This window comes from Corynebacterium sp. S5S1 (assembly GCF_001913985.1).
GTDB classification, from domain to species: Bacteria; Actinomycetota; Actinomycetes; order Mycobacteriales; family Mycobacteriaceae; genus Corynebacterium; species Corynebacterium marquesiae.
Genome location: NZ_MKXT01000027.1, coordinates 1 through 26,875, shown reverse-complemented (window position 1 = coordinate 26,875; position 26,875 = coordinate 1). Strand labels below are relative to the sequence as shown.

Here is a 26,875-nt window from a genome sequence, read left to right as displayed (position 1 = left end):
CGCACCCCAGCCGAAGTCATGACCAACGCCCTCACACAAACCGGTAGCATCAAACCAAACTAACCATCATCGTTGCAACGACCCCTAGAATCCGCCGCGCGCCCGTATACAACAAAAATCCCGACTCCGTGCTGTGTAGCAGGAGCCGGGATTTCCTCTGGCGGAGGATGTGGGATTTGAACCCACGAGGGGCGTGAACCCCGCACGCGTTCCAGGCGTGTGACATAGGCCGCTAGTCGAATCCTCCGAGAAGAAACATTAGCAGCCGTGGCAATTATTTTACCAATCGCCAGGTCAGGGGCTATTTTCGGCGATCTAAAGCTGTTTAGTATCGGATGATCCTTGGGCCGTGTACCTGTGGGCGGTGGCGGCCCGTGCGGTCGGAGTCCCATTTGGCTAAACCGGCGCGCGGGCGCTAAGGTATGGGACAGGATTCCGCGTGGCGTCCATCCTCTGAACTCCCCCAGGGCAGGAATGCAGCAAGGGTCAGGAGGCTCTGGCGGGTACGCGGGGTCCCCTTTTTGTATGGCGTGCGTTACTATTGGGGGCTAAAGTCGCCCTATACATGGAAGGTAGACATACGCATGTCGCTTCTTACTTTGGAATCGTCCGAGCTCGCGGAGCTCGCCGCCCAGGTCCGTAAGGACTACGAGGACCTTAAGGCTAAGGGTCTGAAATTGGATCTGACCCGCGGCAAGCCAGCGAAGGCGCAGCTAGACCTCTCCAATGACTTGCTCGCCCTGCCGGGGCTGGGGCGCTACACCGACGCGGCCGGAAACGACCTGCGTAACTACGGCAACCAAAAAGGCATCAAGGAACTGCGCGATATTTGGGGCGAGCTGACCAACATGGACCCCGAGCTGCTCGTAGCTGCAGACTCCTCCTCGCTGAACATCATGTTTGACCTGATTTCTTGGGCATTCCTCTTCGGAACCAATGATTCCGCACAGCCGTGGAGCAAGGAAGAAAACCTCAAGTGGATCTGCCCAGTGCCGGGCTATGACCGCCACTTTGCTATCACGGAGCAATTCGGTTTCGAGCTGGTGACGGTGCCGATGGAAGAGGACGGGCCGGATGTAGAGGCCGTCGAAAAGCTGGTGGCGGATCCGGCGGTCAAGGGCATGTGGGTAGTGCCGATGTTCGCTAACCCCACCGGCGCCGTGATTTCTGAAGACAAGGCCCGCCGCCTCGCCCGCATGCAGGCCGGTGCGCCGGATTTCCGCATCGTGTGGGATAACGCCTACGCCGTGCACACTTTGACGGAAGAATTCCCGGAAATCCTGCCGATTCTGGATATCGCCGCGGAAGAAGGCAACCCGAACCGCTTCTGGGCCATGTCTTCGACTTCGAAGATCACCTTCGCGGGCGCGGGCGTGGGTTTCTTCGGCACCTCGGAGGATAACCTCGAGTGGTACCTGGAGCACGCCGGCATCCGCGGCATCGGCCCGAATAAGATCAACCAGCTGGCGCACCACGAGTTCTTCGGCTCCGCCGATGGCGTGCGCGCGATCATGCGCCGCCACGCCGCGCTAATTAAGCCCAAGTTCGATGCCGTGCTGCGCATCTTGGACAAGCGCCTCGGCGAGTACGAGGTGGCGCAGTGGACCACCCCGAAGGGCGGCTACTTCATCTCTCTCGACGTCGTCGACGGCACCGCTAACCGCGTCTGGGAGCTCGCGCGCGATGCCGGCATCCTGCTCACCCAGGCCGGATCCGCCTTCCCGTATGGCCAGGACGACAATGACCGCAATATCCGCCTCGCCCCAACCCTGCCGCCGCAGGAGGAGGTTGAGGCGGCGATGGACGGCGTCGCTACCTGTGTGCTGCTTGCCGCCGTGGAGAAGCTGGGGGCCTAACATCAACGCCGACGAGTCTGCCCTGTGGCTGAGCGAGATTATCCCGGCCCCGCTGGAGTTCCGCTACGTCGATGAGCGCCGGCTAGGCCTTGCCTCGCTTGCCGACGCCCAATCGCTCGCCCTCACCACCACCTTCAACGCCACCGACACCGGCCTGCAGAGCCAGGACGACGGCACCGACGTGCGCTGCGAGCTGTTGACGGTGGCGCGCACCGGGCAGCCCGAGGTGGCCGCCGCCATCAACGCTGCGGCTGACACCTTCGAAAAGGCCGACGGCCTGCTGCCGGCGCAGCCGGGCGTGATGCTGCCGTCCATCCTCGACGTCCCTGACGTCACCGTGCACCACGGCCTGTTCATCGCGCCGTACCTGTGGGGCGGGCAGACCCCGCAATTTCGCGAGGAGGGCCGCCTGACCCTCATCTTGCAGCTGGTCATGCTGACGGATTCGGAATATGCGTTTGGGGTAGAAGAGGGCGTCGGCAAGCTGCAGGCGGCGGTGGCCGAGCAGGGCATTGACCTGCTGGACTGGTCGCGCGAGGGTTAGCCGGTAAACTGACTAACCGTGGCTTTATACCGGAAATATCGTCCAGCAACGTTCGCGGGGGTCGTGGGCCAAGAGCAGGTCACCACGCCGCTATCCGCCGCCCTTGATGCAGGGCGCATCAACCACGCCTACCTCTTTTCCGGCCCGCGCGGCTGCGGCAAGACCTCCTCGGCGCGGATTATGGCCCGCTCGCTCAACTGCGAGCACGGGCCGACCTCGACGCCGTGCGGCAAATGCGATTCCTGCGTCTCCCTCGCCCCCGGTGGCCCCGGCAACCTGGACGTGACGGAGCTCGACGCCGCCTCGCACAACGGCGTGGAGGACATGCGCGAGCTGCGCGACCGCGCCTACTACGCGCCGGCCGAATCGCGCTACCGCATCTTCATTATTGACGAGGCGCATATGATTTCGCCCTCCGGCGCTAACGCGCTGCTCAAGGTGGTGGAGGAGCCGCCGGAGCACGTCATTTTCATCTTTGCGACCACGGAGCCGGAGAAAATCATCGGCACCATTCGCTCGCGTACCCACCACTATCCCTTCCGCCTGCTGACCCCGCCGGCCATGAAGGGCCTACTGCAGCGCACCGTCGAGTCCGAGGGCGTGCAGGTCGAGGACGCCGTGTATCCCATGGTTATTGAGGCGGGCGGCGGTTCCCCGCGCGATACTTTGTCTCTGCTGGACCAGCTGCTGGCCGGCGCCGGGCCCGATGGCCTGACCTACGACCTTGCCCGGCCGCTTTTGGGTGTCACCGATGTCTCGCTGCTTGACGACGCCATCGAAACCCTCGCCAACCAAGACAAACCCGGCCTCTTCGCGATGGTTGACCACGTCATCGAGGCCGGCCACGACCCGCGCCGCTTCGCCGTCGATTTGCTCGACCGTTTGCGCGATCTGATGATTCTGCAGGCCGTGCCCGGCGCCATCGACGCCGGCCTCGTCTCCGCGCCCACCGACCGCGCCTCGGTGCTTACCGCCCAGGCGCAGCGCTTTTCTGGCCCGCAGCTGACCTACCTGGCCTCCACGGTCAACGACCGCATCAGCGACCTCACAGGCGCGACTTCGCCGCGCCTGCTGCTGGAAATCATGTGCGCGCATCTGCTTATCGGGTCCACCGGTCCGGCTGCTGCCGCGCCTGCATCCGCAGCGGCTCCCGCCCCCGCCCCCGCTCCTGCTGCCAACGCTGCCGCGGTCTCGCCCGCGCCGGCTGGTCCTGCGACCCCGGGCGGTGCTCCCGCGGCCAACTCTGCCGTCGCCGGTGCCCAAGACCCCCAGTCCGCCGCTGCTGCCATCATCGCTCGCCGCCGCGCCAAGTCCCAGGAACAGCAGGCTTCTGCCCCTTCTCCTGCTCCAACCCCTGCACCGACCGCCCAGCCGCAGCCGCAGGCCCCGTCCCAACCGGAATCGCAACCGGATGCGCAGCCGCAGGCGCAACCCGAGCAGCCGGCCGCCGCCGAGGCGCAAAGCACGCAGAAGCCTCAGGGCCAAGAGCCGCAACCGCAGCGGCAAGAGGCTGGGGACCCGTGGCAGCGTGAGCGGCAAATCCCGCAGGCAAAGGTGCCCGAGCAGCAATCGGCGCAGTCGGCGCAGAGCGAGGCACCGCACTCAGCGCCAGCTCAGGAGAAGCATCGCGAGCCACTGGAGAAACCCGTGCCGGCCCGCGCGGAGGAAACAGCGCCGGAAGCCGCGGCGCAGCCCGCATCGCAACCTGCCCCGCAAACGCAGGCGGCAGCCAAACCGGACGGCGACTTCGCGGAGGCCGTGAGGGAGAAATGGGTGGCGTTGAGGGGGAGCGTCGGCAAGCGGAATAAGGTGGCCGAAATCATGCTGGCCGAAGCCCGCGTGCTTGGCTTCCGCGATGGCGCCCTGACGCTGGGACATACCACCGGCGCGCTGGCCGAGCGCATCAATGCGCCCGCCAATAATGCCGTCATCGTGGAGGTGCTCAAGGAAGAGTTCCAGCGCGATGTGGCCGTCAACTGCGTGGTGGGTACCGACCCGAAGACCGCCGGTTTCGATGCGCCGCGGCCGCCACAGCGCAAGGAAGCCTGGACCCCCAATCAGCCGGCGCGCGAGCCTGCCGACGACCAGGAGGCGGAGAGTAAACCGGAAATGCCCGGGTGGCGTTCGCGCATCGCACGGGCGACGCAGGCTGCCAAGCAACGCGATGAATCGCAGTTCAGCAATGGCGTGCCGCTGCCGCCCGAGCCTGAGCCGGACTTTGCCGCTCCGCCCGAGGAGCCGCCGGCCTACACCCGCGACGACGAAGAGCGCGACATGATGGAGGCTGCACAGTCCACCGGCGAGATGGATCATCGCAGCGCTACCGAGGTAGCTATGGAGCTGCTGGAGCGCGAGCTGGGCGCGCGGCGTGCCTAACCGGCAAGCACGGTACACTCGGGCGGTAGCGAAATTTACAGTTGATTTAGAAAGGAATCGACATGGCTGACCAAGACCCAATGCAGCAGGCAAATGACATGAACGACCTCATCGCGCAGGCCGCGCAGGTACAGGCGGATCTGCAGAAGGCGCAGGAAGAAATCCTTGCCACCAACGTCGAGGGCCAGGCAGGCAATGGCCTGGTTAAGGTGACCATGACCGGCGGCGCCGAGCTCGTGGACCTGCAGATCGATAAGTCCGTCGTGGACCCAGAGGACGTCGATACCTTGCAGGACTTGGTCATGGGCGCGTTCAAGGAAGCGCATGCTGCGGCCGGCCGCCTGGCACAGGAGAAGATTGGCCCGCTGTCCCAAGGCATGGGCGGCCAGGGCGGCCCGTCTTTTGAGGATGTCTTCGGCGGCAACCAGTAGCCCGCGCGATACGATAAAAGGCCGTTGCCCCGCGTTGGGGCCGCGGCCTTTTGCTGATTTTGGGAGTAATTGATGTTTGAAGGACCTCTGCAAGACCTCATCGACGAGTTTTCGCGCCTGCCGGGCATCGGCCCGAAGTCGGCGCAGCGCATCGCGTTTCACGTTTTGCACATGGAGCCCGAGGACATCGAGCGGCTACAAAACGCGCTGGGCGCGGTGCGCGATGGCGTGACCTTTTGCCGCATCTGCTGCAATATATCCCGCGAGGATGTCTGCCGCATCTGTATTAATTCGCAGCGCGACGCCTCGACCATATGCGTGGTCGAGGAGCCGAAGGATATCCAGGTCATCGAGCGCACCGGCGAGTATGAGGGCCGCTACCACGTCTTGGGTGGCGCGCTGGACCCGCTGGCGAATGTAGGCCCGCGCGATTTGAATATTTCCACGCTGCTGCAGCGCCTGGGTGGCGTGCTGCCAGACCGCGAGCTGGCGGATTCCACCCCTGAAGCCCCGCTTTACGACGCCACCCCCACCATCCACGAAGTCATTCTCGCCACCGACCCCAATACCGAGGGCGAGGCCACCGCCGCATACCTGGTGCGGTTGCTGCGTGACTTCCCTGATTTGAAGATCACCAGATTGGCCTCCGGCATGCCGCTCGGAGGCGATTTGGAGTTCGTGGACGAGCTCACCTTGTCGCGTGCGCTTTCTGGCCGCCTGACCATTTAGCACGTTGGCGCCCCAGCCAGTGGCACGCGTGCGTGCACGGGCGTGCGCGGGTGAGCGCGGGTTAGGGCACGGCGGCCGTGGGACCGTTTCGTGCGCGGCCGGTGAACACCGGCGGCCCGTGTGCTCTGCTCGCCTTCCCGTCAACCGCGCTGGTGGGCGGGAGCCAGGCGATTCGGCCGTTGACGCGCGCCATCCGTCCGCGACCCGGCAGACCGTTGATGGAGTTGTGATACGGGCAGAGCAAGGCCATGTTTTCGGGGTGGGTGAGGCCGCCGCGGGAGTATTCGATGAGGTGGTGGGCTTGGCATTCGGCGGCGGGGCGTCGGCAAGCGGGCCAGGCGCAGCGGGCGCCTTCAGCCTCGAGCATGCGACGCTGTTTAGGGGAGGCCTGCCGGGTGCGGTAGAGGTTGACGGGGCCGCGCTCGGGGTGGATGAGCGTGAAAAGGCCGGCGCCGGCAAGGGTGCGGCGGACGAGTTCGGTGCCGGTGATGGTAGCGCCGTTGGTGAGGGCGAGGCGGACGTCGTCACCGTCGCCGGCCAGGATTTTCAGGTAATCCGGCAGCTCGATGATGACATTGGTGGTCACGGTCGCGGGCGCGGCGGCGCGGGAACCGGTGAGCCAGGCCAGCGGGTCGGATTTGGCGGCGGCCCAAATATCGGCCATCTGCGCGGCGGGGCCGGTGAAACTCAGGGTGGTTTTCTCGCCGTGCATGATGCGGCGGCCGCCGTCTTCGCGCTCGGGCGGCGGGTTGATTTCGCGCAGCAGCCGAGTCGCCGCGCGCGAGACCTGCGCGGTGGTTCCGGCGGTAGCGCATAGCTTCTCGCGAAATTGCCAGCGCTTGGTGGGGTCAGAAATGCCGCGCGAGCGGCGGGCGATGAGCGCGAGGGTCTCCAGGCTGTGTTGGTTGCGGCGCGCGGCGGCCAGGGCGCGGGATTGGTAGCGCGAGTGGCTGGTGGGAGAGAGGAAGGCCGCGGCGGTGCGGCGCACGGTGCGCGCTTGATCCGCGGGCAGGGGCAGGCTGGAGGCGGCGTGGGCCTCTTCGAGAAGGTCCACGCCGCGCTTAGCGATGTCGCCCAGCTGCTCCAATAACGTCATGCCCCGCAGCCTATGGGCGGGGGCAGGCGGCTACAAGGGCAGGCGGCCGAGCCTGTGGATAACTCGGGGTTTCTGGGGCTGCTGGGCGAAGTTATCCACAGGTTTTGGCCTATCTTTGGGAGCGCGGGGGCTCAGAGGCGTTGAAACGTTCGACGCGCAGGCGGTCCACGGCCGGGATCTCAATCGGCTCGAGGTCCGCGAGGGCCACGCCCATCGCTTGGGAGAGGAGGAGATCGGCCAGCTGCGGGTTTCGGGCCAGCGCCGGGCCGTGCATATAGGTGGCGATGACGCTGCCTTGGACGGCGCCTTCGTAGGTGCGCTGGGCGGAGCCGTCGCTGAGATCGGCGGTGGCGGTCTGGTCGGCATTGCCATTGCCGCGGGTGAGCGTGCCGAGCGGCTGCGCGGAGGGGCCGAGGATGGTGGCACCCAGGTGGTTTTCAAAGCCGGTCAGCGGTTCGGTGAGGTCCGCGGTGACTCCGGCGCGGGTGGGCTCGGAGGCCACCTCGCCGATGGCGCGGTCCTGCATGCCGGCCGTGGTGGCGTCGAGCAGCCCGACGCCGTCGATAATGCGGCCGGAGGCGCGGAAGGATTCGCCGAGGACTTGCAGGCCGGCGCAAATGGCAAAGACGGGGCGGCCGGCGTTAGCGGCGCGGGTGAGGCCGCCATCAGAAATCAGGTGGTCTGCGGCCAGGATCTGCGCGGTATCTTCGCCGCCGCCGAGGGTGTAGATATCCAGTGTTTCGGGCACGGGCTCGCCCAAGCGGATGGGGTGAATCTCCGCCTCGAAGCCGCGCATGCGGGCGCGCTGGCGCAGGACGAGGGCGTTGCCGTCGTCGCCGTAGGTACCGAGGACGTCGGGAAGCACTAGGCCGATATTAAGCATTGGTGGCCTCCTTGGAAAGCGCCTTCTTCAAATCGCGGAAGGCGGTGTAGTTGGCGAGGACCTCGATGCGGCCCTCCGGGCAGGCGGCGAGCGCGTCCATCGGGTTCGGGATGAGCTCGTGGGAGATATCGGCGTAAACCAGGCGCACGGCCAGGTCGGTGCCGCGCTCGCCGGCGGCCTTGACGCTTAAGCCATTGAAGCCTTCGAATTTCACGTCCCAGAGCCAGGACATGTCGATGCCATCGGCCACCTGGCCATTGGTGGCGATGACCAGGCCATCGGCGCTGCGGTCCACCATGGATAGCGCTTCTTGCCAGCCGGCCGGGTTCTTGGCCAGCAGCAGGCGAATTTCGCGGCCCTTCCAGTGGATAGTGGAGTAGCGGCCGGCGACATCGTCGATGCCCTCGGCGGCCGCAATGGCCTTATCTAGGTCCACACCGAAGCCGGCTACGGCCGCGGCGATGGCCTGGGCGGCGTTGCCACGATTGGCGCGGCCGGGCAGCGCCAGGTTCAGCGGGCGCTTGGCGGTGGGGGTGATAATGCCATGCTTATCGACGCCCCAGGTAGGCTGCGGCCGGCGGAATTCGCGGCCGTCGGCAAGCGGCTTAACGGCATACCAGTCATCCTCGGTGCGCACGACGTGCCCGCCGGTACGCGGGCAGGTGACGGAATCGCCGAGCCAGCCGGCGCCGGCCGAGACCCAAATGACATTCTTAGCGTCGTAGGCCACGGAGGTCATGAGCACGTCGTCGCAGTTGGCGATGACGAGCATGTCTGGGTGGGCCTCCACGGCGCCGCGCAGCGCGCGCTCAATCTTGTTGATTTCGCCCACGCGGTCCAGCTGGTCGCGGGTGAGATTAAGCAGAACCAGAACCTGCGGGTTGAGGCTATCGGCCACGTGGGGCACGTGGAGCTCGTCCACCTCGAGCACGAGGTGGGAGGCGTCTTTGCCGGCCATGAGCGCGGAGATGATGCCGGCGTCCATGTTATCGCCGCCGTCGTTGGTGGCTACGGTGTGCTCGGCGCGAACCGCGGCGGCCAACATACGAGTGGTGGTGGACTTGCCGTTGGTGCCGGTAACCAGCACAGCTGGGCGCCCACCGCCCAGGTTGGTCATGATGGAAGGGTCAATGGCATTGGCGATTAGACCACCGATCATTCCGCCGGCGCCACGGCCGGTGGCGCGGGAAGCGGTGGTGGCCAGCTTCGCGGCGGTAGTGGCGGTGGTGGTGCGCAACTTCTTTAACGCACCTGGGACTCTAAAACTCATGTCCCCTAGGGTAGTCGGGCGGGCGGCCTAGTCGTTCTTTTTCCCCGCCGAGCCGCCAGAATTTCGGCGGCCTCTGCCACGACCACCGCGGCCGCCGCGGCGCCGGCGACGCTTCTGGTTCTTGCCGCCGCCCTTTTTGTTGTTCTGAGACGAGCGGTGGGCCCGCGGCGCTGGTTTAGTGGATTCAGGTTCGGGCTCGGCGTCTTCGATGCGCGTGAGGGCGTCAAGAAACGCGGCGTCCGACATCAGCGGGATGCCCTTGCGGTGGGCGTGCATGGGTTTGCCCACCAAGTCCGTGGTGACATTGCAGACCACCAGCGAGGACTCGCGGGTAAGCTTCTCGGAATAGTTGAGCTCTTCGCGCATGAGCGCGGCGATGATGGTGTCTGGGTCCTCGAGGATTTCCGGTGCGACCACGATTTCCATGCCGCGGCGCAGCTCCTTGCCCGGTTCGTATTTGCCGGGGTTGTGGTGCTGGACGGGGGCCTCGGCGGCGTCGACGCGCACGTGGGAGCGTTGCAGGCCGAAGCGATCGGCGCGCACGTCCTCAGGCGCATAGCTGCGCACCGTGCCGCCTTCTTGCTTGCGGTAGAGCGCGATGAGCAGCTCGGTGTCCTCGCGCGAAGTTTCCGTCTCGGGGCGGGCGGCTCGCTCCACCGAGGCCTGCGGCGTGGAGTCTAGGCCGCTCTGCTTGGCGACGCCCCCCAGCCGCACATCATTTGCCCGCACTTGCTGCGCGTAGGAGGTGGCCAAGGTATCGATGATGCGGACGGGCGTGGGGACGTGCCCGACCTTTTGGCGGCGCCGGCGGCCCTTATTGCGGCCGCGGTTGCGCGCCCGGTTTTGGCGCGCGGCGGCCATCATGGCGCGGCGGGCCTCGGCGACGAGAAAGCCCCAGGTATAGGGGAGATCGTGGACGATGAGCGTGCGGCCGTCGATAAGCTTGTCTAGCGATTTAAGGATCTTGCCAAAAGCTGGCGCCTGCTCAATATCGGTGGTGCTCAGCCCGTGGAGGTGACGCGGCCCGGCGTCGATATCGGGCTTGAGGACGGTGTGGAAGAGCTGGCCTTGTTCGCCGGCGTCGTTGAAAGCAATGGCGTCGATAGTCACGATGCGTCCAGTGCTGGGATGGATGCCGGTGGTCTGCAGGGTGAGCGCTACGTAGGGGTAGTCGGCTGCATCGGTGGACGAGTCGGCCTGCTGCGGCTGCTGCGGCTTCTTGTTAGCCGCTTCCGGCGTGGCAGGCCGCTCGTGACGGGCAGGTGGGTGCGGCTTCGGCTTCGGTTTTGGCTTGGGCTTTGCGGCATCCGGTTCGCCGGACGGTCGCACCGCGCGGCGCGGCCGAGTGCGTCGCTGTTCTGCGCCCGGTTTGGGCGTTGTGGACCTGGCCGCGTGGCGCGAAGCCACCGTCGCGGGCGACGGCGCTGGGACCGACGCCGGCGTGTGCTGCGGGGAGGGGCCAGGTGTGTTGTTCATTAAACTCAGTGTAGTATCCCGCATTTCGTGCAGGGGGACAGGGCGCGCCGCTTAATTTTCGGCGACGATGACAATGACCTTCGGCGGAGTCGTTGGCTCCTCGGGCTCCTCAGGCCGCCCGGGTTCCTCCGGCTCTGGCGTTGGCTCGAGCTCGGAACCTGGGATAGTGGTATCCGGCGCCGGCTCAGGCTCGGACTCCGAGGTCAGCAACGGAGACGTCGTCGTAGGCGCGGTTGACTCCGAGGGCTTTGGTTCCGAGGACGCAGGCTTTGAAGATTCGGGCTCGGGCTGTGCCGAAGTGGACGTAGAGGACGCAGAGGTAGGCGTAGACGGGTCTGCAGCCTGGGTCGGCTCAGACGTTGGCTCGCTCGTAGCAGAACTGGTGGCGGAGCTGGAAGGCTCTGTGGTCTGCTTTTCCGTCGAGGCTGCGGTGGTGGTTTCAGCCGTCGTTTTCTCGGAAGTTGTCTTTTCCGAGGTAGACGTGCTTGAGGTCGGCAGATCGGACGGCTCGGCAGGCGAGGATGCCGCAGAGGACGGCTCCGCAGATGTCGTGCTCTTCGTGGACTCGGTGGTCTGGGAAGGCTCTGCAGACTGGGAGGACGAGGAGGTTGCGGTCGACGCCTTGGCCGCTACCTGGGGTGCGAGTGCAGAGCTGGAGGATGGCGTCGAGGCAGGCGTGGTCCGAGACGGTGCCGGGGCCGGGGCTGAGGTTCGGGCTGAGTCGACGTTGTCGGCTGCGGCACCGGCGGCAGCAGCGGCGGCGGAGGCGGCGCGAGAAATCGCGTGGGAATTGTCGCCGTGGTGGCTGTCGCGGGGTTCGCTGTGGTGGCCACGTCGGTTGTCGGAGGCAGGGGCGTGGGTCTGGGAATGGTCAGCGTGAGGAGAGTGCGTCGCGCTGGGCTTTTTCGTGGTCTGCGAAGGGTAGGTGTGGTGGTGCGGTGTTGGAGAGGAGGGGGCGTCGGCAAGCGGGGGCTGGGGCGAGGTATCGCTGGTGGGGCCGGCATCGTGGATGCGCGGCGTGGCGGGGTGCGCGGGGCGCTTGGGGCCATTGCCGTCGAAGTGGGAAGAATGGTTGCCTTCCGGAGCGGGCGCGGTGGAAGGCGCGTTGGAGTCCGAAAGGGCTTCGTCGTCGCTCAGCAGGTTGGTGGCCACGGTGGCACCGCCACCAACGAGCACGGCGACGCCGGCTGCGGCCAGCAGGTTCGAGGTCACAGCACCGGAAGCACCAACAGCACCGGCAGCAGAGGTGACGCTGAAACCGCTGGTTGCGGAAGCGCCGGCGGTAGTGGCGCCGGCAGTAGTGCCGCCGGGAACAGCGGGTGCGGCCTGTGCGCGGGCTGCGGTGGCCGCGGACATGATGGCGGCGCCACCGGCGACAATGCCTAAGACTAGGCCGGCGTGGTGCTTATTGGCGGCGTTGTGCGCGTAGATGGTCAGCGCGGGACGGTCATCGGCGTTGTAGTGGAAGTAGCCGTGGGCAATGGCCAGGCGGCCAGATTTGGTGCAGTCGAGTACGGCGGGGGCAATCTCGCGGGCGGCGTCTCGCGGGAGGGAGCCTAAGAAGGTGCTATTGACATACACATCAACGGCTTTTTGACGCAGGAAACCACGGGTGCGCAAAGTAACGAGGTAGTGCTCGTCGGTTTGCGGAAAGCCGGTGACGTCCTTGGAAAACTCCGTCATCGTGGCGGTGGTCTCGCCGGGCAGCATGGTCCAGCGCTGCGCCGGCGGGTTATTGGCGGGGATGCACAGGTGCGGTGCCGGCAGGAGCAGGTTGAGCGTGGGCCATTCTTCGCCGGAGGCGTCCGTCATGCTCACATGGGCGGTGGCGTGCGGGTGCAGGCCGGCGCTGAGAATCCAGTCAAAGAGGGCATAGGCCTGGGAGTCGGCGGCGCTGAGGTGACCCACAAGCGAGTCATCGATCCGAACCGCGAAGCCTTCCTGGGCGGTGCGGGGACCGAGTTCCGCGGAGAAATAACCGCCTTCCGCGGCGGTGGACTCGAGCAATTCGCTGAAAACTTCTGGCGAAACATCCCCGACGGGCAGATTATGGATCACGCCAAAACCGTGGTCAGGGACCACGTAGGTGGCGGAATCCAGCGAAGTCATTGGGGCCTTTCCAAGAGAAACAGTAGTTACTTCGTATCTTAAGCACCGCTAGGGGCGATTTCCAGTTTCCCAACCCGGTTTCCCAACCCGGCGAGAAAGGGGTGTTATCCTGCCCCAAAAGTTTCTACAGAAAAGTTTCTACAGAATAAAAATAAGTACGGCGATAAGCGCTGCAATTACCAGTAGGGCAATGAGGGCAGGCCACCACTGGCGGTGTGGTGCGGAGTCATCGATGCTTATGGCGCGGAAGCTCGTGGTTTCGAAGGTTTCGGTGGCGGCGGGGGAGGTAGGGGTGGCGTCGGCAAGCGAGGCTTCCTTCGAATCCGGCAGCGGCGCACCCGCATAGATACTGAGTACCCGGCCGGTGCTGCGCGGCGCATGGTAGGCGTGGGCTAGGGTTATGCCCTGCTTGGCGATGTCCACCCCTTCCAACCGCCCCAGCCACCGCGGGCCCAGGTAGGCATCGGTGCCGGAACCGGTGGTGCTGGGTGAGAGCGTCACCAACACGTGCATGCGGGCCTGGGCGGGAATATCCAGATCTGCGGGGAGATCGGTGATATTGATGGGCGGGGCATAGCCCAGCATTGTCCACGGGCCCGCTGGCGGATTATTCGCCGGCAGGCAAAGGCCCGGCCGGGGCAGCAGCAGTGACAGTGAGCCATCGGGCTGCGGCGCGGCGGTGGCTGCAGGGGTGAGCCCGGCGCGAAATAGTAGATCTATTTCGGGATACTCGGCGCGGTCGGCACTGGTGATGTGCCCGATGGGGGAGTCGGTGCGCACCTCCAAGCCACCGTCCTGACGGGGCGCCAGGGTGACGGTGAACTCTTGGTTTTCCTTCGTCTGCGCACCATAGATGGGCAGGGCCTGCACGGCGCCCAAGCCGCGGTGCGGAATGAGGTAGGTAGAAGAAGGCATACCCACCCTTCTACCACGCCGGGGCGCGGCACTGGTGTGTAGCACCGGCGACTGGGCTCAGGCTAGGGCGCGGTTGACGGCGGAGTTAATCGCGTTAATGGAAGCCCGCGTGGTGGAGCCGGCGATACCGGCGCCCCACACCTTGCTCTGGTTGACGTCGGCAGCGATATAGCAGGCGGCCTCGGCGTCGTCACCGGCGGAGCGGGACTGCTGGGAGTATTCCATAACCTCGAAGTCGATGCCCAGGGATTCCAGCGCGTTGGCATACGCCGCGATGGGGCCGTTGCCGGTGCCGGAGATGGTGGACTTTTCCCCGCGGAAGGCCACCGTGGCGGTCACGGCGACGTCACCGTCAGAGGCCGGGGAGTTGTCCATGTGGAAGGCCTCCACGGCCAGCGGGGTCTCGCGGTCCAGGAATTCGGTGGCGAAGATGTCCCACATATTCTTGGAATTGACCTCGCCGCCCTCGGAGTCGGTGATTTCTTGTACCACGGTGGAAAATTCTGCTTGCATGGCGCGCGGCATATTGATGCCGTGGTCGGTCTTCATGATGTAGGCAACGCCGCTCTTGCCGGACTGGGAGTTGACGCGGATGACCGCCTGGTAGTTGCGGCCCAAGTCTTTGGGATCGATGGGCAGGTAGGGAACCTCCCAGGTGGCCTCGCGCAGTTCTTCCCACGAGACCTCGGTATTGTTCGCGCCGGGGCGGATGGTGGCCGCCAGCGCATCCAAGCCCTTGTTGATGGCGTCTTGGTGGGAACCGGAAAAGGCGGTAAAGACCAACTCGCCGCCGTAGGGGTGGCGCTCTGGCACGCGCAGCTGGTTGCAGTATTCAACGGTCTCGCGAATCTGCGGCAGATCGGAAAAATCGATCTGTGGGTCCACGCCCTGGGTGAGCATGTTCAGGCCCAAAGTGACGAGATCGACGTTGCCGGTGCGCTCGCCGTTGCCAAACAGGCAGCCTTCGATGCGGTCCGCGCCGGCCATAAAGCCCAGCTCGGCGGCGGCGATTCCCTCGCCGCGGTCATTGTGCGGGTGCAGGGAGAGCACGATGTCTTCGCGGCGGGCCAGGTTGCGGTGCATCCACTCGATGGAATCGGCGTAGACATTGGGTGAGATCATCTCCACGGTGGAGGGCAGGTTGATGATCACTGGGTTATCAGGGGAGGGGTCCATGATGTCCACGACCTCATCGCAGACCTCGCGGGCAAAGTCCAGCTCGGTGCCGGTGAAGGATTCGGGGGAGTACTCCCAGCGCCACGTGGTGTCTGGGTAGTCCGCGGCGATGGATTTGATGAGTGCGGCGGCGTCGGTAGCCAGCTTCTTAATGGCGGGCTTGTCCTTGCGGAAGACCACATGGCGCTGCAGCTTCGAGGTGGAGTTATAGAAGTGCACGATGACGTTCTTGGCGCCCTCGCAGGCCTCAAAGGTGCGGCGGATCAGGTGCTCGCGGGCCTGGACTAGTACCTGGATGGTGACGTCATCGGGAATCTTATTGCCCTCGATGATTTCGCGGACGAAGTTGAAATCCGTTTGGGAGGCGGACGGGAAGCCGACCTCGATTTCCTTGTAGCCCATCTTGACCAGCAGGTCGAACATGCGGTGCTTGCGCTCTGGGCTCATGGGATCAATCAGCGCTTGGTTGCCATCGCGCAGATCCACCGCGCACCACTGTGGGGCGTGCATGATTTTCTTACTGGGCCACGTGCGGTCCGGCAGGTCGATGTCTTCCACCTCGACGGCGAAGGGCTGGTAGCGCTCGTGGGGCATGGCCGAGCCGCGCTGCTTATTCCACGCGGGCTGGCCTTCGCGGCGTGGTCCGTTAGGGGTGGTGATATCGCGAGGGGCGCTGATAAAAGAGTCAGTGGGGGGCATGGTGGTGCGGTTTCCTTGTCTGTGGTGTCTGTGGGAGACGGCCAGCTGGGCTTGGGTAGCCGGACTCCGCGACGGGGCGCTGGCCAGTACTTAGGCCGAAATCCCGCCGCGGCAGATAAGGAGTAGGTCAATCCGCTGTGTCATATCGGTCACACTACAGGCTCTCTCACTATGTGACAAGAAATTTCATTCAATGAGACGCGGTGGCGGTGCGGTACTATGCTTTTCGTGTCTACAACCCGCCATGCCGTACCTAACTCGCCATCCTTACTGCGCTCCTTGTGGGCGCCTGCCGCGCTCGTTGCGCTCATCGGAGCCGCGGTGCGCGTAGGCATGCTCGCGACGGTGGCCGCCGCGCAGGACGATAAGCTCTGGGGATTGCTTAATAAGTGGGACGCCAAGCACTACGTAGAAATTGCCCGCGGCGGGTACTTCGGTGCGGATATCTCTACGGATGGGCCGGTCCACGAGACGACCATGGCCTTCTTTCCGGGCTTTCCTTTCCTCGTGCGTGCGATAAGCGGCATCCTGGGAACCGGCGAGGCCGGCACCGCTATTGCGCTTAACGTGCTCTTTAGCATCGCGCTGGCCGCCGGTGTGATGGCCTTGGCCGCGCAGATGGGCATGGGCAAGTGGGCCCAAGTGCTCAGCGCTGTAGTGGTAACCAGCGCACCGATGTCCATCGTGTTTTCCATGCCGTATACCGAGGCGCTCTTTGGGGCGCTGGCCATCTGGGCGGTAGTGGCGCTGGTGGGCGAGCGCTGGTGGGCCGCCGCGGCGTATATCTTTGTGGCCGGGCTCGTGCGCCTTACCGCGGTGGACCTCGTTGCGGTCTTTGGGCTTATGGTGCTGCTGCGGGCCCGAAAGGACTGGCGAGCCTGGGCCGCGGTGGCGTTTTCCGTCGTGCCGCTGGTGGGCTATTTGTGGTGGTCGAGCAGCCACTTAAAAGAGGTTGGCGGTTACTTTGGCATTCAGAAGGAACATTGGAATTCCGGCTTTGATGGCGGCAAAGCTACGGTTATCTGGCTATGGGAGACGCTCACTGGAGCCACCAATGGCGGCTACTTGCTCAGCGCCGGCGTAATGATCGCTGCTCCGGTATGCCTGGTGTTAGCGTGGCGCCGCCTTCCGCTGGCGGCCTGGTTATTTTCCGCCGTCCTCATGGTCAATGTGCTGCTTTCTGATGGCATCATGCACTCGCGGCCCCGGCTGCTCCTGCCGGCAGTGATCGTGTTGTTGCCGTGGGTGAAAAAGGGGGCTTCGGCAAGCGTGGCGGTTATTGCCTGGGCCCTGTTCGGCGCGTGGTTTTCGGCCTATATGCTCGGCGTATTTGAGTGGGCCATCTAGCCGCGCTGGCTCACCGGGCTGCGGGAGAGCACGATGGTGGATAGCACCATGACGGTCAGGGCGATGAGCATAATTGCCCAACCGACGGCCGTATCGATGAGGAATTTCTCTCCCAGCACCATGTAACCCAAACCAAAGGCCACGATGGGCTCAAAGATGGTCATGGCCGGCAGAGAATGAGCCAGGGGGCCGGCGTTGAAGGAATATTGCTGGACTACCGTGCCCGTGAGTGCGAGGCCGATGAGACCGTAGAACTGCCAGCTCGCCAATAGGGTGGTGAGCCCTTCGTGGGTGAAAATATCCACCACGGCCTTCGAGAGCAGGGCGACGAAGCCATAAATAACGCCGCAGGCCGTGCCCAATGCCAAGGGGCGCTGATCTGGTAGCTTTGCGGCCGCTGCGCCGAGGATTGCGAGGGTGGCCAACCCCACGAGGAGCGCCGGCCACCAATCGCTCCATTCTGGGCGGGGATTGCCGGCAACCGGTCGGCCGTAGATGACCATGATGCCCACCGCGATGGTCAGCGCAATGGACCAGAAAACTTCGTGGAAGGGCATCTTGCGGCCGGAGTACCACGCCGATAGCGGCAGGGTAAACATTAAGGACAGCACCAAGATGGGCTGGACGACCAGCAAGGTGCCGAAGCCGAGCGCGATAACCTGCAGGCCATAGGCGCCAATCGCGGCCGCGGTGCCCACCCACCACAAGGGATTAGACATGGCGGCGCGCATGACCGAATCATCGGCGTCGAGAGCAATGCGGTGGCGGATGACCGTGCCCCAAGCAACCGTCAGCGCGGATGCGAGCGCGAAAAAGATGGCGAGAAGGTTGCTTAACACCCGCTCAACGGTAGTAAAGATTCCTGTTATATGCATATTCTCCGCTGCAGGGCGCGCGTTTTCACTATGGGGGTTGGCTGGCGCATGGCGCGCTTTACACTCGGGGCGTGTGAATAAAAAGCAAGCATTGTCTAGGAATTATGATGAGGACTAGACCCCTGCGGGGTAGCATGGGTCTTTGACTAATGACTGACAGGTATTTCTGGCGGTGTGCGGACGCGCACCCCAGGGATGCCTTAAAAGACGAAAGGCGGCATCCTTACCGTGGCCCTGATCGTGCAAAAATATGGCGGCTCATCCCTCGAATCCGCAGACCGCATTCGCGCCGTTGCGGAGCGCATCGTGGCCACCAAGAAGCAGGGCAACGACGTTGTTGTGGTGTGCTCCGCCATGGGCGATACCACCGATGAGCTGCTCGACCTTGCCGCCCAGGTCAACCCCGTGCCACCACGGCGCGAAATGGACATGCTCCTGACCGCGGGCGAGCGCATTTCCAATGCGCTGGTGGCCATGGCCGTGGAATCCTTGGGTGCCCATGCCCAGTCCTTTACCGGTTCCCAAGCCGGCGTGCTCACCACCGAGCGCCATGGCAATGCCCGCATCGTGGACGTCACTCCGGGCCGTCTGACTGAAGCACTGGATGAGGGCAAGATCTGCATCGTCGCCGGATTCCAGGGAGTTAATAAGGAATCGCGCGATGTCACCACGCTGGGCCGCGGCGGTTCCGATACCACCGCGGTGGCGCTAGCAGCCGCGCTGAATGCGGACGTGTGCGAGATTTATTCCGATGTCGATGGCGTATATACCGCAGACCCGCGCATCGTCCCGGACGCGCAGAAGCTAGACAAGCTCTCCTTCGAGGAGATGCTGGAGATGGCCGCGGTAGGTTCCAAGATTTTGGTTCTGCGCAGTGTGGAGTATGCCCGCGCGTTCAATGTACCCTTGCGAGTTCGCTCGTCTTATTCAAATGACCCCGGCACTCTAGTGACCGGATCGATGGAGGATATTCCTGTGGAAGAAGCAGTGCTAACTGGTGTAGCAACCGATAAGTCCGAGGCAAAGGTCACCGTCCTTGGAATCCCGGACCGCCCCGGGGAGGCAGCGAAGGTTTTCCGTGTCATTGCCGATGCAGAGATCAATATTGACATGGTCTTGCAAAATGTCTCCTCCCTGGAGGATGGCACCACCGATATCACCTTCACCTGCCCGCGTGCCGACGGCCCACGCGCCATGGAGCTGTTGACCAAGCTGAAGTCCGAGGGCGGCTGGGCCAATGTGCTTTACGACGACCAGGTGGGCAAGGTCTCCCTCGTCGGCGCCGGCATGAAGTCCCACCCGGGCGTGACCGCCGAGTTTACCGAGGCCCTGCGCGATGTCGATGTCAATATGGAGCTTATCTCCACCTCCGAAATCCGCATCTCCGTGCTCACCCGCGAGGCCGACCTGGATAAGGCAGCTCGTGCGCTGCACGATAAGTTCCAGCTTGGCGGTGAAGAAGAAGCCACGGTTTATGCTGGAACCGGACGTTAAATACTCAAAATCAACTACAGAGGATTTTTAAGTCATGACCACTGTTGCAGTCGTAGGCGCTACCGGCCAGGTCGGCCGCGTTATGCGCTCCATCTTGGAAGAACGCAATTTCCCGGCGGATAAAGTGCGCTTTTTCGCCTCGTCTCGCTCCGCCGGCACCGAGCTGGAATTCCGCGGCGAGCAGATTACCGTAGAAGACCTCGCTGAGGTCACCGAGCAATCCGTTGCAGACGTTGATATCGCCTTATTCTCTGCCGGCGGCTCCACCTCTAAGCAGTGGGCGCCGGTATTCGCCGCGGCCGGCGCGACCGTGGTGGATAATTCCTCGGCCTACCGCAAGGACCCAGAGGTTCCCCTCATCGTTTCCGAGGTCAACCCCGAGGCAGCCAAGAACACCCCGAAGGGCATCATCGCGAACCCGAACTGCACCACCATGGCTGCCATGCCAGTGTTGAAGGTCCTCCACGATGCCGCTGGCCTGAATAAGCTCCACGTGTCCTCCTACCAGGCGGTGTCTGGCTCCGGTCTGGCCGGCGTGCAGACGCTGGCCGCGCAGGTCTATTCCGTCGGTGATCACAATGTGGGCTTGGTCCACGACGGCTCCGCGCTTAATGACGAAGACTTTGGCCCGTACGTGGCACCTATCGCCTATAACGCTCTGCCGATGGCTGGAAACCTCGTTGATGATGGCTCCCTGGAGACCGACGAGGAACAAAAGCTGCGCAACGAATCCCGCAAGATCCTGGACATTCCGGAGCTGAAGGTGGCGGGTACCTGCGTGCGCATCCCGGTCTTCACCGGCCACACCCTGACCATTCACGCCGAGTTCGATAAGCCCATCACCCCAGAGCAGGCCACCGAGCTTTTGGGTGGCGCTCCGGGCGTTACGCTTGCCGACGTCCCTACTCCGCTCGCCGCCACCGGCATCGACGAGTCCTTGGTCGGCCGCATTCGCCAAGACCAAACGGTGGACGATAACAAGGGTCTCGTGCTCGTTGTCGCCGGCGATAACCTGCGCAAGGGTGCTGCTCTCAACACTATTCAGATTGCAGAGCTGCTCGTTTAAGCAAGCGCCGCTTCGCCGCCAGACGTACTAGAAAGCTCGGCGCCCTCCTCTCCCCATAGCAAGGGAAGGAGGGCGCCGAGCTTTTGGCTTATCAGCAGTGGGCGAGGGAGCTAGTCCTCAGAAACCGGCTTGGCGCTGCCAGTGCCCTTCTTGCCAAAGTCGAGGTCGCTAGTGGACGACGGAACCTCCGGCTTGGTGTGCTGCACGTAGGTCACGGACGGCTCCGGATCTTCGCGGTCATACTCAATAGCATCATCATTTTCGAGCTCCTCGTGGATCTCTTCTGCGATATTGGTGACAAACTCGGTGGTTTCCATATTGGATGCTGCAGCCAGCTTGCGCAGCTCGCGCTCGTTCTTCTTGGTAAATCGCTTGCGCGGGTCCAGGCGGCGGGACACCAGCTCGTGTGCGCGCATGCGGCGGTCGGACTCATCTGAGAGCTTGCTGCCGTTCTTGATGCGGTTGAAGACCATCACCACGATCATCAGCAGTCCGAGGTAGCCCAGGATCGGGTAGACGTTGCTGACCAAGGCCTGGAAGCCCACGAAAGACAAGATGAAGCCGATGATGCAGGCGCCGGCATAAACCGGGTAGAAGCGCTTGGGGTTATTGCGGGTCAAGCGCTTGCCCAGCGCGTAGAACATGCCGATGGCGGTATTAAAGACCATGCCGTAAATGACAAAGGTCATCAGCACGCCAAGTACCGGGTGGATGCCGGAAATCAGGCTCAGGACCGGCAGATCCTGGCCGTTGACGTCCTTAGCCTCGAAGAACAGGGCGAAGACCAAAAGTGCCAACAGGATTAGGTAGAGCAGGCCGCCAATGAGGCCACCGATGCCGACTGCACGGTTATCTAGGAAGTTACCGCCAATAACGATGGACATGGATACTGCCGTCATCACGTTCAGACCGGTGTAGTTCAGTGCGGCTAGCCACCAGTTAGGCAGCGAGGTATCAACATTGTTGACAGCCCAGTCATTCATGGCAGAGAAATCAACGTCTGCATTCAAGATGGTATAGCCGGTGGCAATCACCACGAAAATGATGATGAATGGGGTGATGGTGCCGATGACTGCGGTTACGCGGTCGACATCCATCAGGCCGACGATCAGCACCAAAATCAGCATGGCGGTGGCGCCCACCCACACGGGGATGGACGGGAACTGCTGATTGATATTCGAACCGCCACCGGCAAACATGACGAATCCGATGGCGAACAAGGTCACCAGGGTAGACCAGTCCAAGATCTTGGCGGTAAATGGCGATGCGACCTTGTCGTAGACAGCGGTGTGCTCCTCGGCTTGGAAGTACGAGCCGAGCTGCAGGATAGAGATGCCGGTGATCATCATCAAACCAGCGGCTAGGGCGATGCCCCACAGGCCCCAGTTACCAAAGGCCACGAAGTACTGCATGGCCTCCTGGCCGGAGGCGAAGCCTGCGCCCACGACGACGCCGATAAACGCCATGGAAATTCCGATTGCGCGTTTTAACATGAAAGGGAGAAACTCTCTTACTCACACGCGCCGGGCCCGGCATTGGTATCGCGCGGGCCCGGATCGACGGTCGATTTATCACGTGTGTACACATCTAATAAACCACACATCGGACAGATATTTCGGGCAAGAATCGCCGCAACTGTGGTCTCGTTCACCCCGGCCGTAGCACGCAAAGTGCAGCTAAGTGCCAAATTTTGGGACCCGTGGGGCGAAAGGTAACCAGAGCGTAACAATTTGGGAGTGAAATTAACTTCGCAATCACAGGGGACTATTTGGGGGTATTAACCTGTCCCCGCGATGAGATCCTTGCGGGCACGAGCCACGCGGGAGCGGATGGTGCCCACGCGCACGCCGGCAATCTTGGCCGCCTCCTCATAGGTATAGCCCAGTACCTGGGTAAGAATGAGGGCTTCGCGGCGGTCGGCCGGGAGGGCGTCGATAAGCGTACGGGCGTCGATCCACTCGCTCCACGCCGCGGATTCTTCCGGCGCCGCGCCCATCGCATCCTCGTACTCCGTGGCAGACTTTCGCGGCCGGGCCATATCGTGGCGAATATTATCCACCCACACGCGCCGGGCCAGAGAGAGCAGCCACGTGCGCGCGGAGGAACGGGCGGCGAAACGCGGCAGGGCGCTGATGACACGCAGATAGGTCTCCTGGGTGAGATCGTCAGCACCCTCGGGTCCGCCCAGGTGCGCCAGCAAGCGCCACACATCATCCTGGGTGGCTTTGATAAACTCCGTCAGCGCCGCGCGGTCGCCGCGACCGGCCCGAAGGGCGAGGTCGGTGACGCGGGCGTCGTCTGCTGCGGAGTGGTGAGTCACCTGAATGAATCTACCAGCCCCCATTACGCTCTTTTGCGAGCCCTGACAACCGTGCAAAGTTTTGCCACACTGGAGTGAACTGACCCCGAATTGCCAGGAGGCATAAATGACTGATTTCACCGCTGATGACATCCTGAATAAGGGCCAGCGCCCCGCTGGCAAGGGAAATACCACCCGCCCCTCGGGCCAGCCGGTGCCGTCCGAGAACACCTCGGTAACCGCTGGCCAGCAGGGCCCGGTGGCGCTCAATGATATCCACCTCATTGAAAAGCTCGCGCACTTCAACCGCGAGCGCGTGCCGGAGCGGACGCCGCACGCTAAGGGTCACGGTGCCTTTGGTGAGCTGCACATTACTGAAGACGTTTCTGCATATACCAAGGCTAAGGTCTTCCAAAAGGGCACCGTTACCCCGATGATGGGCCGTTTTTCTACCGTCGCCGGCGAGCAGGGGTCTCCGGACACTTGGCGCGATGTGCACGGCTTTGCTCTGCGCTTTTATACCGAAGATGGCAATCTCGACATCGTGGGCAATAACACCCCGGTCTTCTTTGTCCGCGATGGTCTGAAGTTCCCAGACTTCATTCACTCCCAGAAGCGCCTGGGCACCAATGGCCTGCGCGATGCCGATATGCAGTGGGATTTTTGGACCCGCAACCCAGAATCCGCCCACCAGGTCACCTACCTCATGGGCGATCGCGGTACCCCGAAGTCCACCCGCCACCAGAATGGCTATGGTTCCCACACCTTCCAGTGGGTTAATGAACAGGGCGAGGCCTTCTGGGTGAAGTACCACTTCAAGACCCGCCAGGGCGTAGAGAACTTCACCGATGAAGAGGCCACTACCACCGCCGGCCAGAACCCGGATTGCCACCGCGAGGATCTCTACAACGCTATCGAAGAGGGCAACTACCCCATCTGGGACGTCAAGGTGCAGATCATGCCGCTGGATGAGGCGGAGAATTACCGCTTTAACCCCTTCGACCTGACCAAGGTGTGGTCCAAGAAGGACTATCCGCTGCACGATGTGGGCTACTTTGTGCTCAACCGCAACCCGCGCAACTTCTTCGCGCAGATTGAGCAGGTGGCGCTCGACCCGTCCAATATCGTGCCTGGCGTTGGCCTGTCTCCGGATAAGATGCTGCAGGCTCGCGTATTTGCTTACGCTGACCAGCAGCGTTACCGCATTGGCCCGAATTACCAGCAGCTGCCGGTCAACCAGCCGCAGAACGTGGACGAGGTCAATACCTACCAGCACGAGGGCAGCATGCAGTACCACTTCAATGCTCCGGAGGATCCGGTCTACTCGCCCAACCGCTATGAGAAGGGTACGGGCGTGCTTGATGACGCCGCCGTAAACGACCGCTCCCAGCTCGAGACCACCACCGCGGCGGAGCTCTACATCAATCCGGAGTCCTACGGCAGCGACTTGGTGCGTGCGCCGTATGTTCGTCACGCTGAGGACGACGACTTTGTCCAGGCTCGCGACCTGTACGAGAATGTCTACGATGATGCCGCCAAGGAGCGCCTGGTCACCAATATCACCAACGCGATGGCCGGTGTATCCGAGGAGACCGAAGAACGCGTCTACGAATACTGGACCAACGTGCACCCAGCACTGGGCCAGCGCGTGCGCGAGGTCTACGCCGAGAAGAAGTAGCCCTTCCCCGGCAGGGCCTGTGCGCTAACGACGCCGCCCCCGTACCGAGTTGCATAACTACTGCGCGGTACGGGGGCGGTTTCTTGCTGTGCGGCTAGTCGCAGCGGCGCATCTTTTCCGTAACAAAGGCAGGAGCGCCCTCGGCGGCCCACTTATCCACGTCGTAGCACGGGGCGGCTAGGCCCGAGGTTGTCTCGCCGATGGATTCAATGGCTACCCACTGGCCGCCCTCGTAGCGCGCCCAAGCCGTCCAGTCCGTGCTGTCTTTGCCAAAGTGGGCCCACTGGCCATCACAGTTATTGACTCGGATATTGGTCATGGTGGGAGCTGCGGACTGTAGCGCTTCTGGGGAGCAATCGCCGCGGCCGGTATCGGCGGGTGCGGCGGCTGGGGCTTCACTCTCTTCGTTGGCGGATTCCGCGGTGTTCTCGGTGGGAGCTGCGGCCGCAGAGGTCGGCTCGGCCTCCGCGGTCGCGGTGGTGGTGTCTGCGGCTTCCGAGGTCGCGGGATCGCTCGTGGTTTCTTCGGACGAGGTCTCCGTGGCCGAGGAGCTTGCGGCGGTGGCGTCGGAGAACTCTGGTTCTGCGGACGTATCGGCGTCGTTGGAGCAGGCAACAAGGCTGAAACACAGTGGCGCGATGGCCGCAGCGGCGAGGTAGCGGGAGGGGGCCAGGGAATAATTGTGGGACATGCCATATATCGTAGAGGAACGGACATTGCGGGGGTGCTCGGCGCGCCTGCAACAGGGGAGTGACCTGCAAGGATAGGTTCATTATCATGACCTCACGCCTTGCTTCCCCAGACGCTGCGTCCCCCTCCCGGTGGCGCAGCGTCCTCTTGATCCTCCTGCTCGCCCTGCCGCTCATTATTGGTACTGCGGTGGCGGGCCTTGCACAGTGGGAACCCGCCCATGCCTGGTCTAGCGCCGCGCAGCCGTTTGGTGCACCGCGGGAAAATTCCGCCTCCCCAGAGGTGAAGGAAGCCGCCGAGGCGGCCAGCCGCGCGCAAGCCCAGGCGAGCATGTTGAAGTCGGGTGCCACGCAGCTTGATGACGGCACGGGGGAGCTGAACAAGGGGGCGGATGATCTCGGAGGGGGCGTCGACAAGCTGGCGACGGGCTCCCAAGAACTGGTAGCCGGCCTCAATCAGCTGCAGTCTGGAACCAATACGCTCGGTGGCGGTGCAACGGAGCTGGCCAATGGTGTCGGCGGTGCCGTGGACCAAGTGGTGGGCCTTGGTGCTGTCCAGGGGCAGATTCTGCAGGCAATCGATGGCACGATGCGCGACCTGGAGGGAAATAAATCTAAGGAAGCGAAGGAAATTCGCTCGCAGCTGGGCGATCTCCGCGCGCAGGTGAATAATTTCCGCCTGGATAATTCGGTGACCGATCAGCTCAAGAAGCTCAAGGACGGCTCGCGCGATCTATCCAATCAGTTGGCGGTCAACGGCTATGCTTATCACGATGGCGTGAACCAAGCCGTATCCGGTGCGCAGGAGCTTAACGAGGGCATCGCGGAGCTCAACAAGCGCGTTGGTGAGGCGCAGGAGGGCGTGGACAAGCTTGACGAAGGCGCCGGCAAGCTCTCCACCATGGCAGCCCAAAACCAGACCAATGTGGGTGAAATTCAGCGTGCCCTGCCGCCGGCGCATACCGCGACCGACGGACCTACACATCTGCTCAGCCCCATCGTGGCGATGTTAGTCTCCGCCTTGGTTCTGCTCGCAGGTGCGGCGGCCGGTGTGGCCTGGCAGGTGGGGCTCCGCCCATGGCTGACGGTCCTCGGCGGCACGCTGGCGGCGGTTGCCATCGGGGAAATCCTCCTTTTTGTGCTTGCCACCGGATTTACCCCTGTGGCGGCGGTTTGGGCCGGCGCGGCGCTCCTTCTGGGGGCGCTGTCCATGACGGCCATCACCCGCGCCCTACTCGGGCTATGCGGTATTACCGCCGGCAGCATCCTCGCGGCGCTCTTTGTCATCGGCCAGACCGCGCTGGTGGGGTGGCTGTGGAAATCTGCGGCAATTGCCGGTGTTTCTAAGGTATGGCAGGTCGTTTCTAATCTTTTGCCACTGAACTGGACTACCGCGGCCGTCACGGTGGCAGGTAACGAAGGTGAACAAGCCGTCCTGTGGGCCGGAATTGCGGTATTGCTGGCTGTCACTCTCGTTGGGTTAAGTGCAAAATGGTGGGCCTTGTCCACAGCAAAAACTAAAACTCTGCTTAATTAGGTCTGAAAAAGCAGACCTAACAATAAAAAACATTGGTGGAAACTGGGAATTTTGGTGTCCGTTACCGTTTGTATTGAGCGAGTGCTACAGTTGGTCTTGCTCACAAAGCCTACTTAGGGGGTAGGCGAACGGTTTCTCCAATCCGTTGTGAGTGATAGGGAATAGGGACGACGCGGCGCTGTAGGGGCACCGCGTCGTTTCCCATATGTGGGGTGCCTAGCTGCAATTTTTGGGTTAAACGACAAGATGTGTTGTTTTCCGGCGTGTCGGGGTAAACGACATTTTGTGTTGGTGGACTGCGTGGTTTAGGGCACGTGGCCTTTGCGTATT

At 63.2% G+C, this 26,875-nt stretch carries 21 protein-coding genes, 1 tRNA gene and 1 other RNA gene; 11 read left to right on the top strand and 12 right to left on the bottom strand.

What is annotated here, in order from left to right; all coding sequences use genetic code 11:
• Positions 1-158: 158 nt before the first annotated feature.
• Positions 159-247: transfer RNA gene (locus tag BKN05_RS09555), tRNA-Ser, on the bottom strand.
• Between the two features lie 179 nt (positions 248-426).
• On the opposite strand from BKN05_RS09555, the gene ffs reads away from it, so the two are divergent.
• The 6 genes from ffs to recR all read left to right on the top strand — a co-directional run bounded on the left by ffs (position 427) and on the right by recR (position 5,936).
• Positions 427-525: signal recognition particle sRNA small type (ffs, locus tag BKN05_RS09550), an RNA gene on the top strand.
• Between the two features lie 59 nt (positions 526-584).
• Positions 585-1,856, top strand: a complete 1,272-nt coding sequence (locus BKN05_RS09545) for an aspartate aminotransferase type Ic (RefSeq protein ID WP_198492380.1) — start codon at positions 585-587, stop codon at positions 1,854-1,856.
• Positions 1,819-2,400 (top strand): suppressor of fused domain protein, encoded by a 582-nt coding sequence (locus BKN05_RS09540; RefSeq protein ID WP_225746097.1) that lies wholly within the window; start codon positions 1,819-1,821, stop codon positions 2,398-2,400. The genes BKN05_RS09545 and BKN05_RS09540 overlap by 38 nt, the downstream gene beginning before the upstream one ends.
• A gap of 18 nt (positions 2,401-2,418) precedes the next feature.
• On the top strand, positions 2,419-4,776 hold the full coding sequence (locus BKN05_RS09535) for a DNA polymerase III subunit gamma and tau (protein ID WP_286688523.1): 2,358 nt from the start codon (positions 2,419-2,421) through the stop codon (positions 4,774-4,776).
• Between the two features lie 62 nt (positions 4,777-4,838).
• Positions 4,839-5,207, top strand: coding sequence for a YbaB/EbfC family nucleoid-associated protein (locus BKN05_RS09530; protein WP_005327377.1), 369 nt, complete (start codon positions 4,839-4,841; stop codon positions 5,205-5,207).
• 72 nt (positions 5,208-5,279) lie between these two features.
• Positions 5,280-5,936 carry a recombination mediator RecR gene (gene recR / locus BKN05_RS09525; protein ID WP_005323161.1) on the top strand — a complete coding sequence of 219 codons (657 nt, stop codon included), beginning with the start codon at positions 5,280-5,282 and terminating at the stop codon, positions 5,934-5,936.
• Positions 5,937-5,997: 61 nt separating this feature from the next.
• On the opposite strand, the gene BKN05_RS09520 is transcribed toward recR, so the two are convergent.
• The 7 genes from BKN05_RS09520 to leuA form a co-directional block, all read right to left on the bottom strand.
• Positions 5,998-7,032 (bottom strand): HNH endonuclease signature motif containing protein, encoded by a 1,035-nt coding sequence (locus BKN05_RS09520; protein ID WP_286688522.1) that lies wholly within the window; start codon positions 7,030-7,032, stop codon positions 5,998-6,000.
• Positions 7,033-7,141: 109 nt separating this feature from the next.
• Entirely contained in the window at positions 7,142-7,915 is a 774-nt protein-coding gene (locus tag BKN05_RS09515) for a type 1 glutamine amidotransferase (protein ID WP_286688521.1), read from the bottom strand.
• Entirely contained in the window at positions 7,908-9,185 is a 1,278-nt protein-coding gene (locus BKN05_RS09510; protein WP_198492384.1) for a Mur ligase family protein, read from the bottom strand. Before BKN05_RS09510 ends, BKN05_RS09515 begins: the two co-directional genes overlap by 8 nt.
• 27 nt (positions 9,186-9,212) lie before the next feature.
• The gene (locus BKN05_RS09505) at positions 9,213-10,661 is read right to left on the bottom strand and encodes a DNA polymerase III subunit epsilon (protein WP_286688520.1); all 1,449 of its coding nucleotides are present in this window, start codon (positions 10,659-10,661) and stop codon (positions 9,213-9,215) included.
• A 51-nt stretch (positions 10,662-10,712) separates the two neighbouring features.
• Entirely contained in the window at positions 10,713-12,770 is a 2,058-nt protein-coding gene (locus BKN05_RS09500) for a hypothetical protein (protein ID WP_286688519.1), read from the bottom strand.
• Positions 12,771-12,908: 138 nt separating this feature from the next.
• A complete protein-coding gene (locus tag BKN05_RS09495; RefSeq protein ID WP_286688518.1) occupies positions 12,909-13,685 on the bottom strand; it encodes a hypothetical protein in 777 nt (258 codons plus the stop codon).
• Between the two features lie 57 nt (positions 13,686-13,742).
• The gene (gene leuA / locus BKN05_RS09490) at positions 13,743-15,560 is read right to left on the bottom strand and encodes a 2-isopropylmalate synthase (RefSeq protein ID WP_286688517.1); all 1,818 of its coding nucleotides are present in this window, start codon (positions 15,558-15,560) and stop codon (positions 13,743-13,745) included.
• A 219-nt stretch (positions 15,561-15,779) separates the two neighbouring features.
• On the opposite strand from leuA, the gene BKN05_RS09485 reads away from it, so the two are divergent.
• On the top strand, positions 15,780-16,907 hold the full coding sequence (locus tag BKN05_RS09485) for a mannosyltransferase family protein (RefSeq protein WP_286688516.1): 1,128 nt from the start codon (positions 15,780-15,782) through the stop codon (positions 16,905-16,907).
• Here BKN05_RS09485 and BKN05_RS09480 read toward each other — a convergent pair.
• On the bottom strand, positions 16,904-17,782 hold the full coding sequence (locus BKN05_RS09480) for a DMT family transporter (RefSeq protein WP_005323152.1): 879 nt from the start codon (positions 17,780-17,782) through the stop codon (positions 16,904-16,906). The genes BKN05_RS09485 and BKN05_RS09480 overlap by 4 nt on opposite strands.
• A gap of 228 nt (positions 17,783-18,010) precedes the next feature.
• On the opposite strand from BKN05_RS09480, the gene BKN05_RS09475 reads away from it, so the two are divergent.
• Together BKN05_RS09475 and BKN05_RS09470 are read left to right on the top strand one after the other, a co-directional pair.
• Positions 18,011-19,276 (top strand): aspartate kinase, encoded by a 1,266-nt coding sequence (locus tag BKN05_RS09475; protein WP_005323151.1) that lies wholly within the window; start codon positions 18,011-18,013, stop codon positions 19,274-19,276.
• Between the two features lie 34 nt (positions 19,277-19,310).
• On the top strand, positions 19,311-20,342 hold the full coding sequence (locus BKN05_RS09470) for an aspartate-semialdehyde dehydrogenase (protein WP_049378040.1): 1,032 nt from the start codon (positions 19,311-19,313) through the stop codon (positions 20,340-20,342).
• 110 nt (positions 20,343-20,452) lie between these two features.
• Here the strand turns inward: BKN05_RS09470 and BKN05_RS09465 are convergent, their stop codons facing one another.
• Together BKN05_RS09465 and BKN05_RS09460 are read right to left on the bottom strand one after the other, a co-directional pair.
• Positions 20,453-21,835 carry a YkvI family membrane protein gene (locus BKN05_RS09465; protein ID WP_198492385.1) on the bottom strand — a complete coding sequence of 461 codons (1,383 nt, stop codon included), beginning with the start codon at positions 21,833-21,835 and terminating at the stop codon, positions 20,453-20,455.
• A 284-nt stretch (positions 21,836-22,119) separates the two neighbouring features.
• The gene (locus tag BKN05_RS09460) at positions 22,120-22,686 is read right to left on the bottom strand and encodes an RNA polymerase sigma factor (RefSeq protein WP_269953769.1); all 567 of its coding nucleotides are present in this window, start codon (positions 22,684-22,686) and stop codon (positions 22,120-22,122) included.
• An 82-nt stretch (positions 22,687-22,768) separates the two neighbouring features.
• Between BKN05_RS09460 and BKN05_RS09455 the strand changes: the two genes are divergently transcribed.
• A complete protein-coding gene (locus tag BKN05_RS09455) occupies positions 22,769-24,319 on the top strand; it encodes a catalase (RefSeq protein WP_049378043.1) in 1,551 nt (516 codons plus the stop codon).
• Positions 24,320-24,413: 94 nt separating this feature from the next.
• On the opposite strand, the gene BKN05_RS09450 is transcribed toward BKN05_RS09455, so the two are convergent.
• Positions 24,414-25,010, bottom strand: a complete 597-nt coding sequence (locus BKN05_RS09450; protein WP_286688515.1) for a hypothetical protein — start codon at positions 25,008-25,010, stop codon at positions 24,414-24,416.
• An 86-nt stretch (positions 25,011-25,096) separates the two neighbouring features.
• On the opposite strand from BKN05_RS09450, the gene BKN05_RS09445 reads away from it, so the two are divergent.
• Positions 25,097-26,545 (top strand): hypothetical protein, encoded by a 1,449-nt coding sequence (locus BKN05_RS09445; protein WP_286688514.1) that lies wholly within the window; start codon positions 25,097-25,099, stop codon positions 26,543-26,545.
• Positions 26,546-26,875 lie beyond the last annotated feature (330 nt).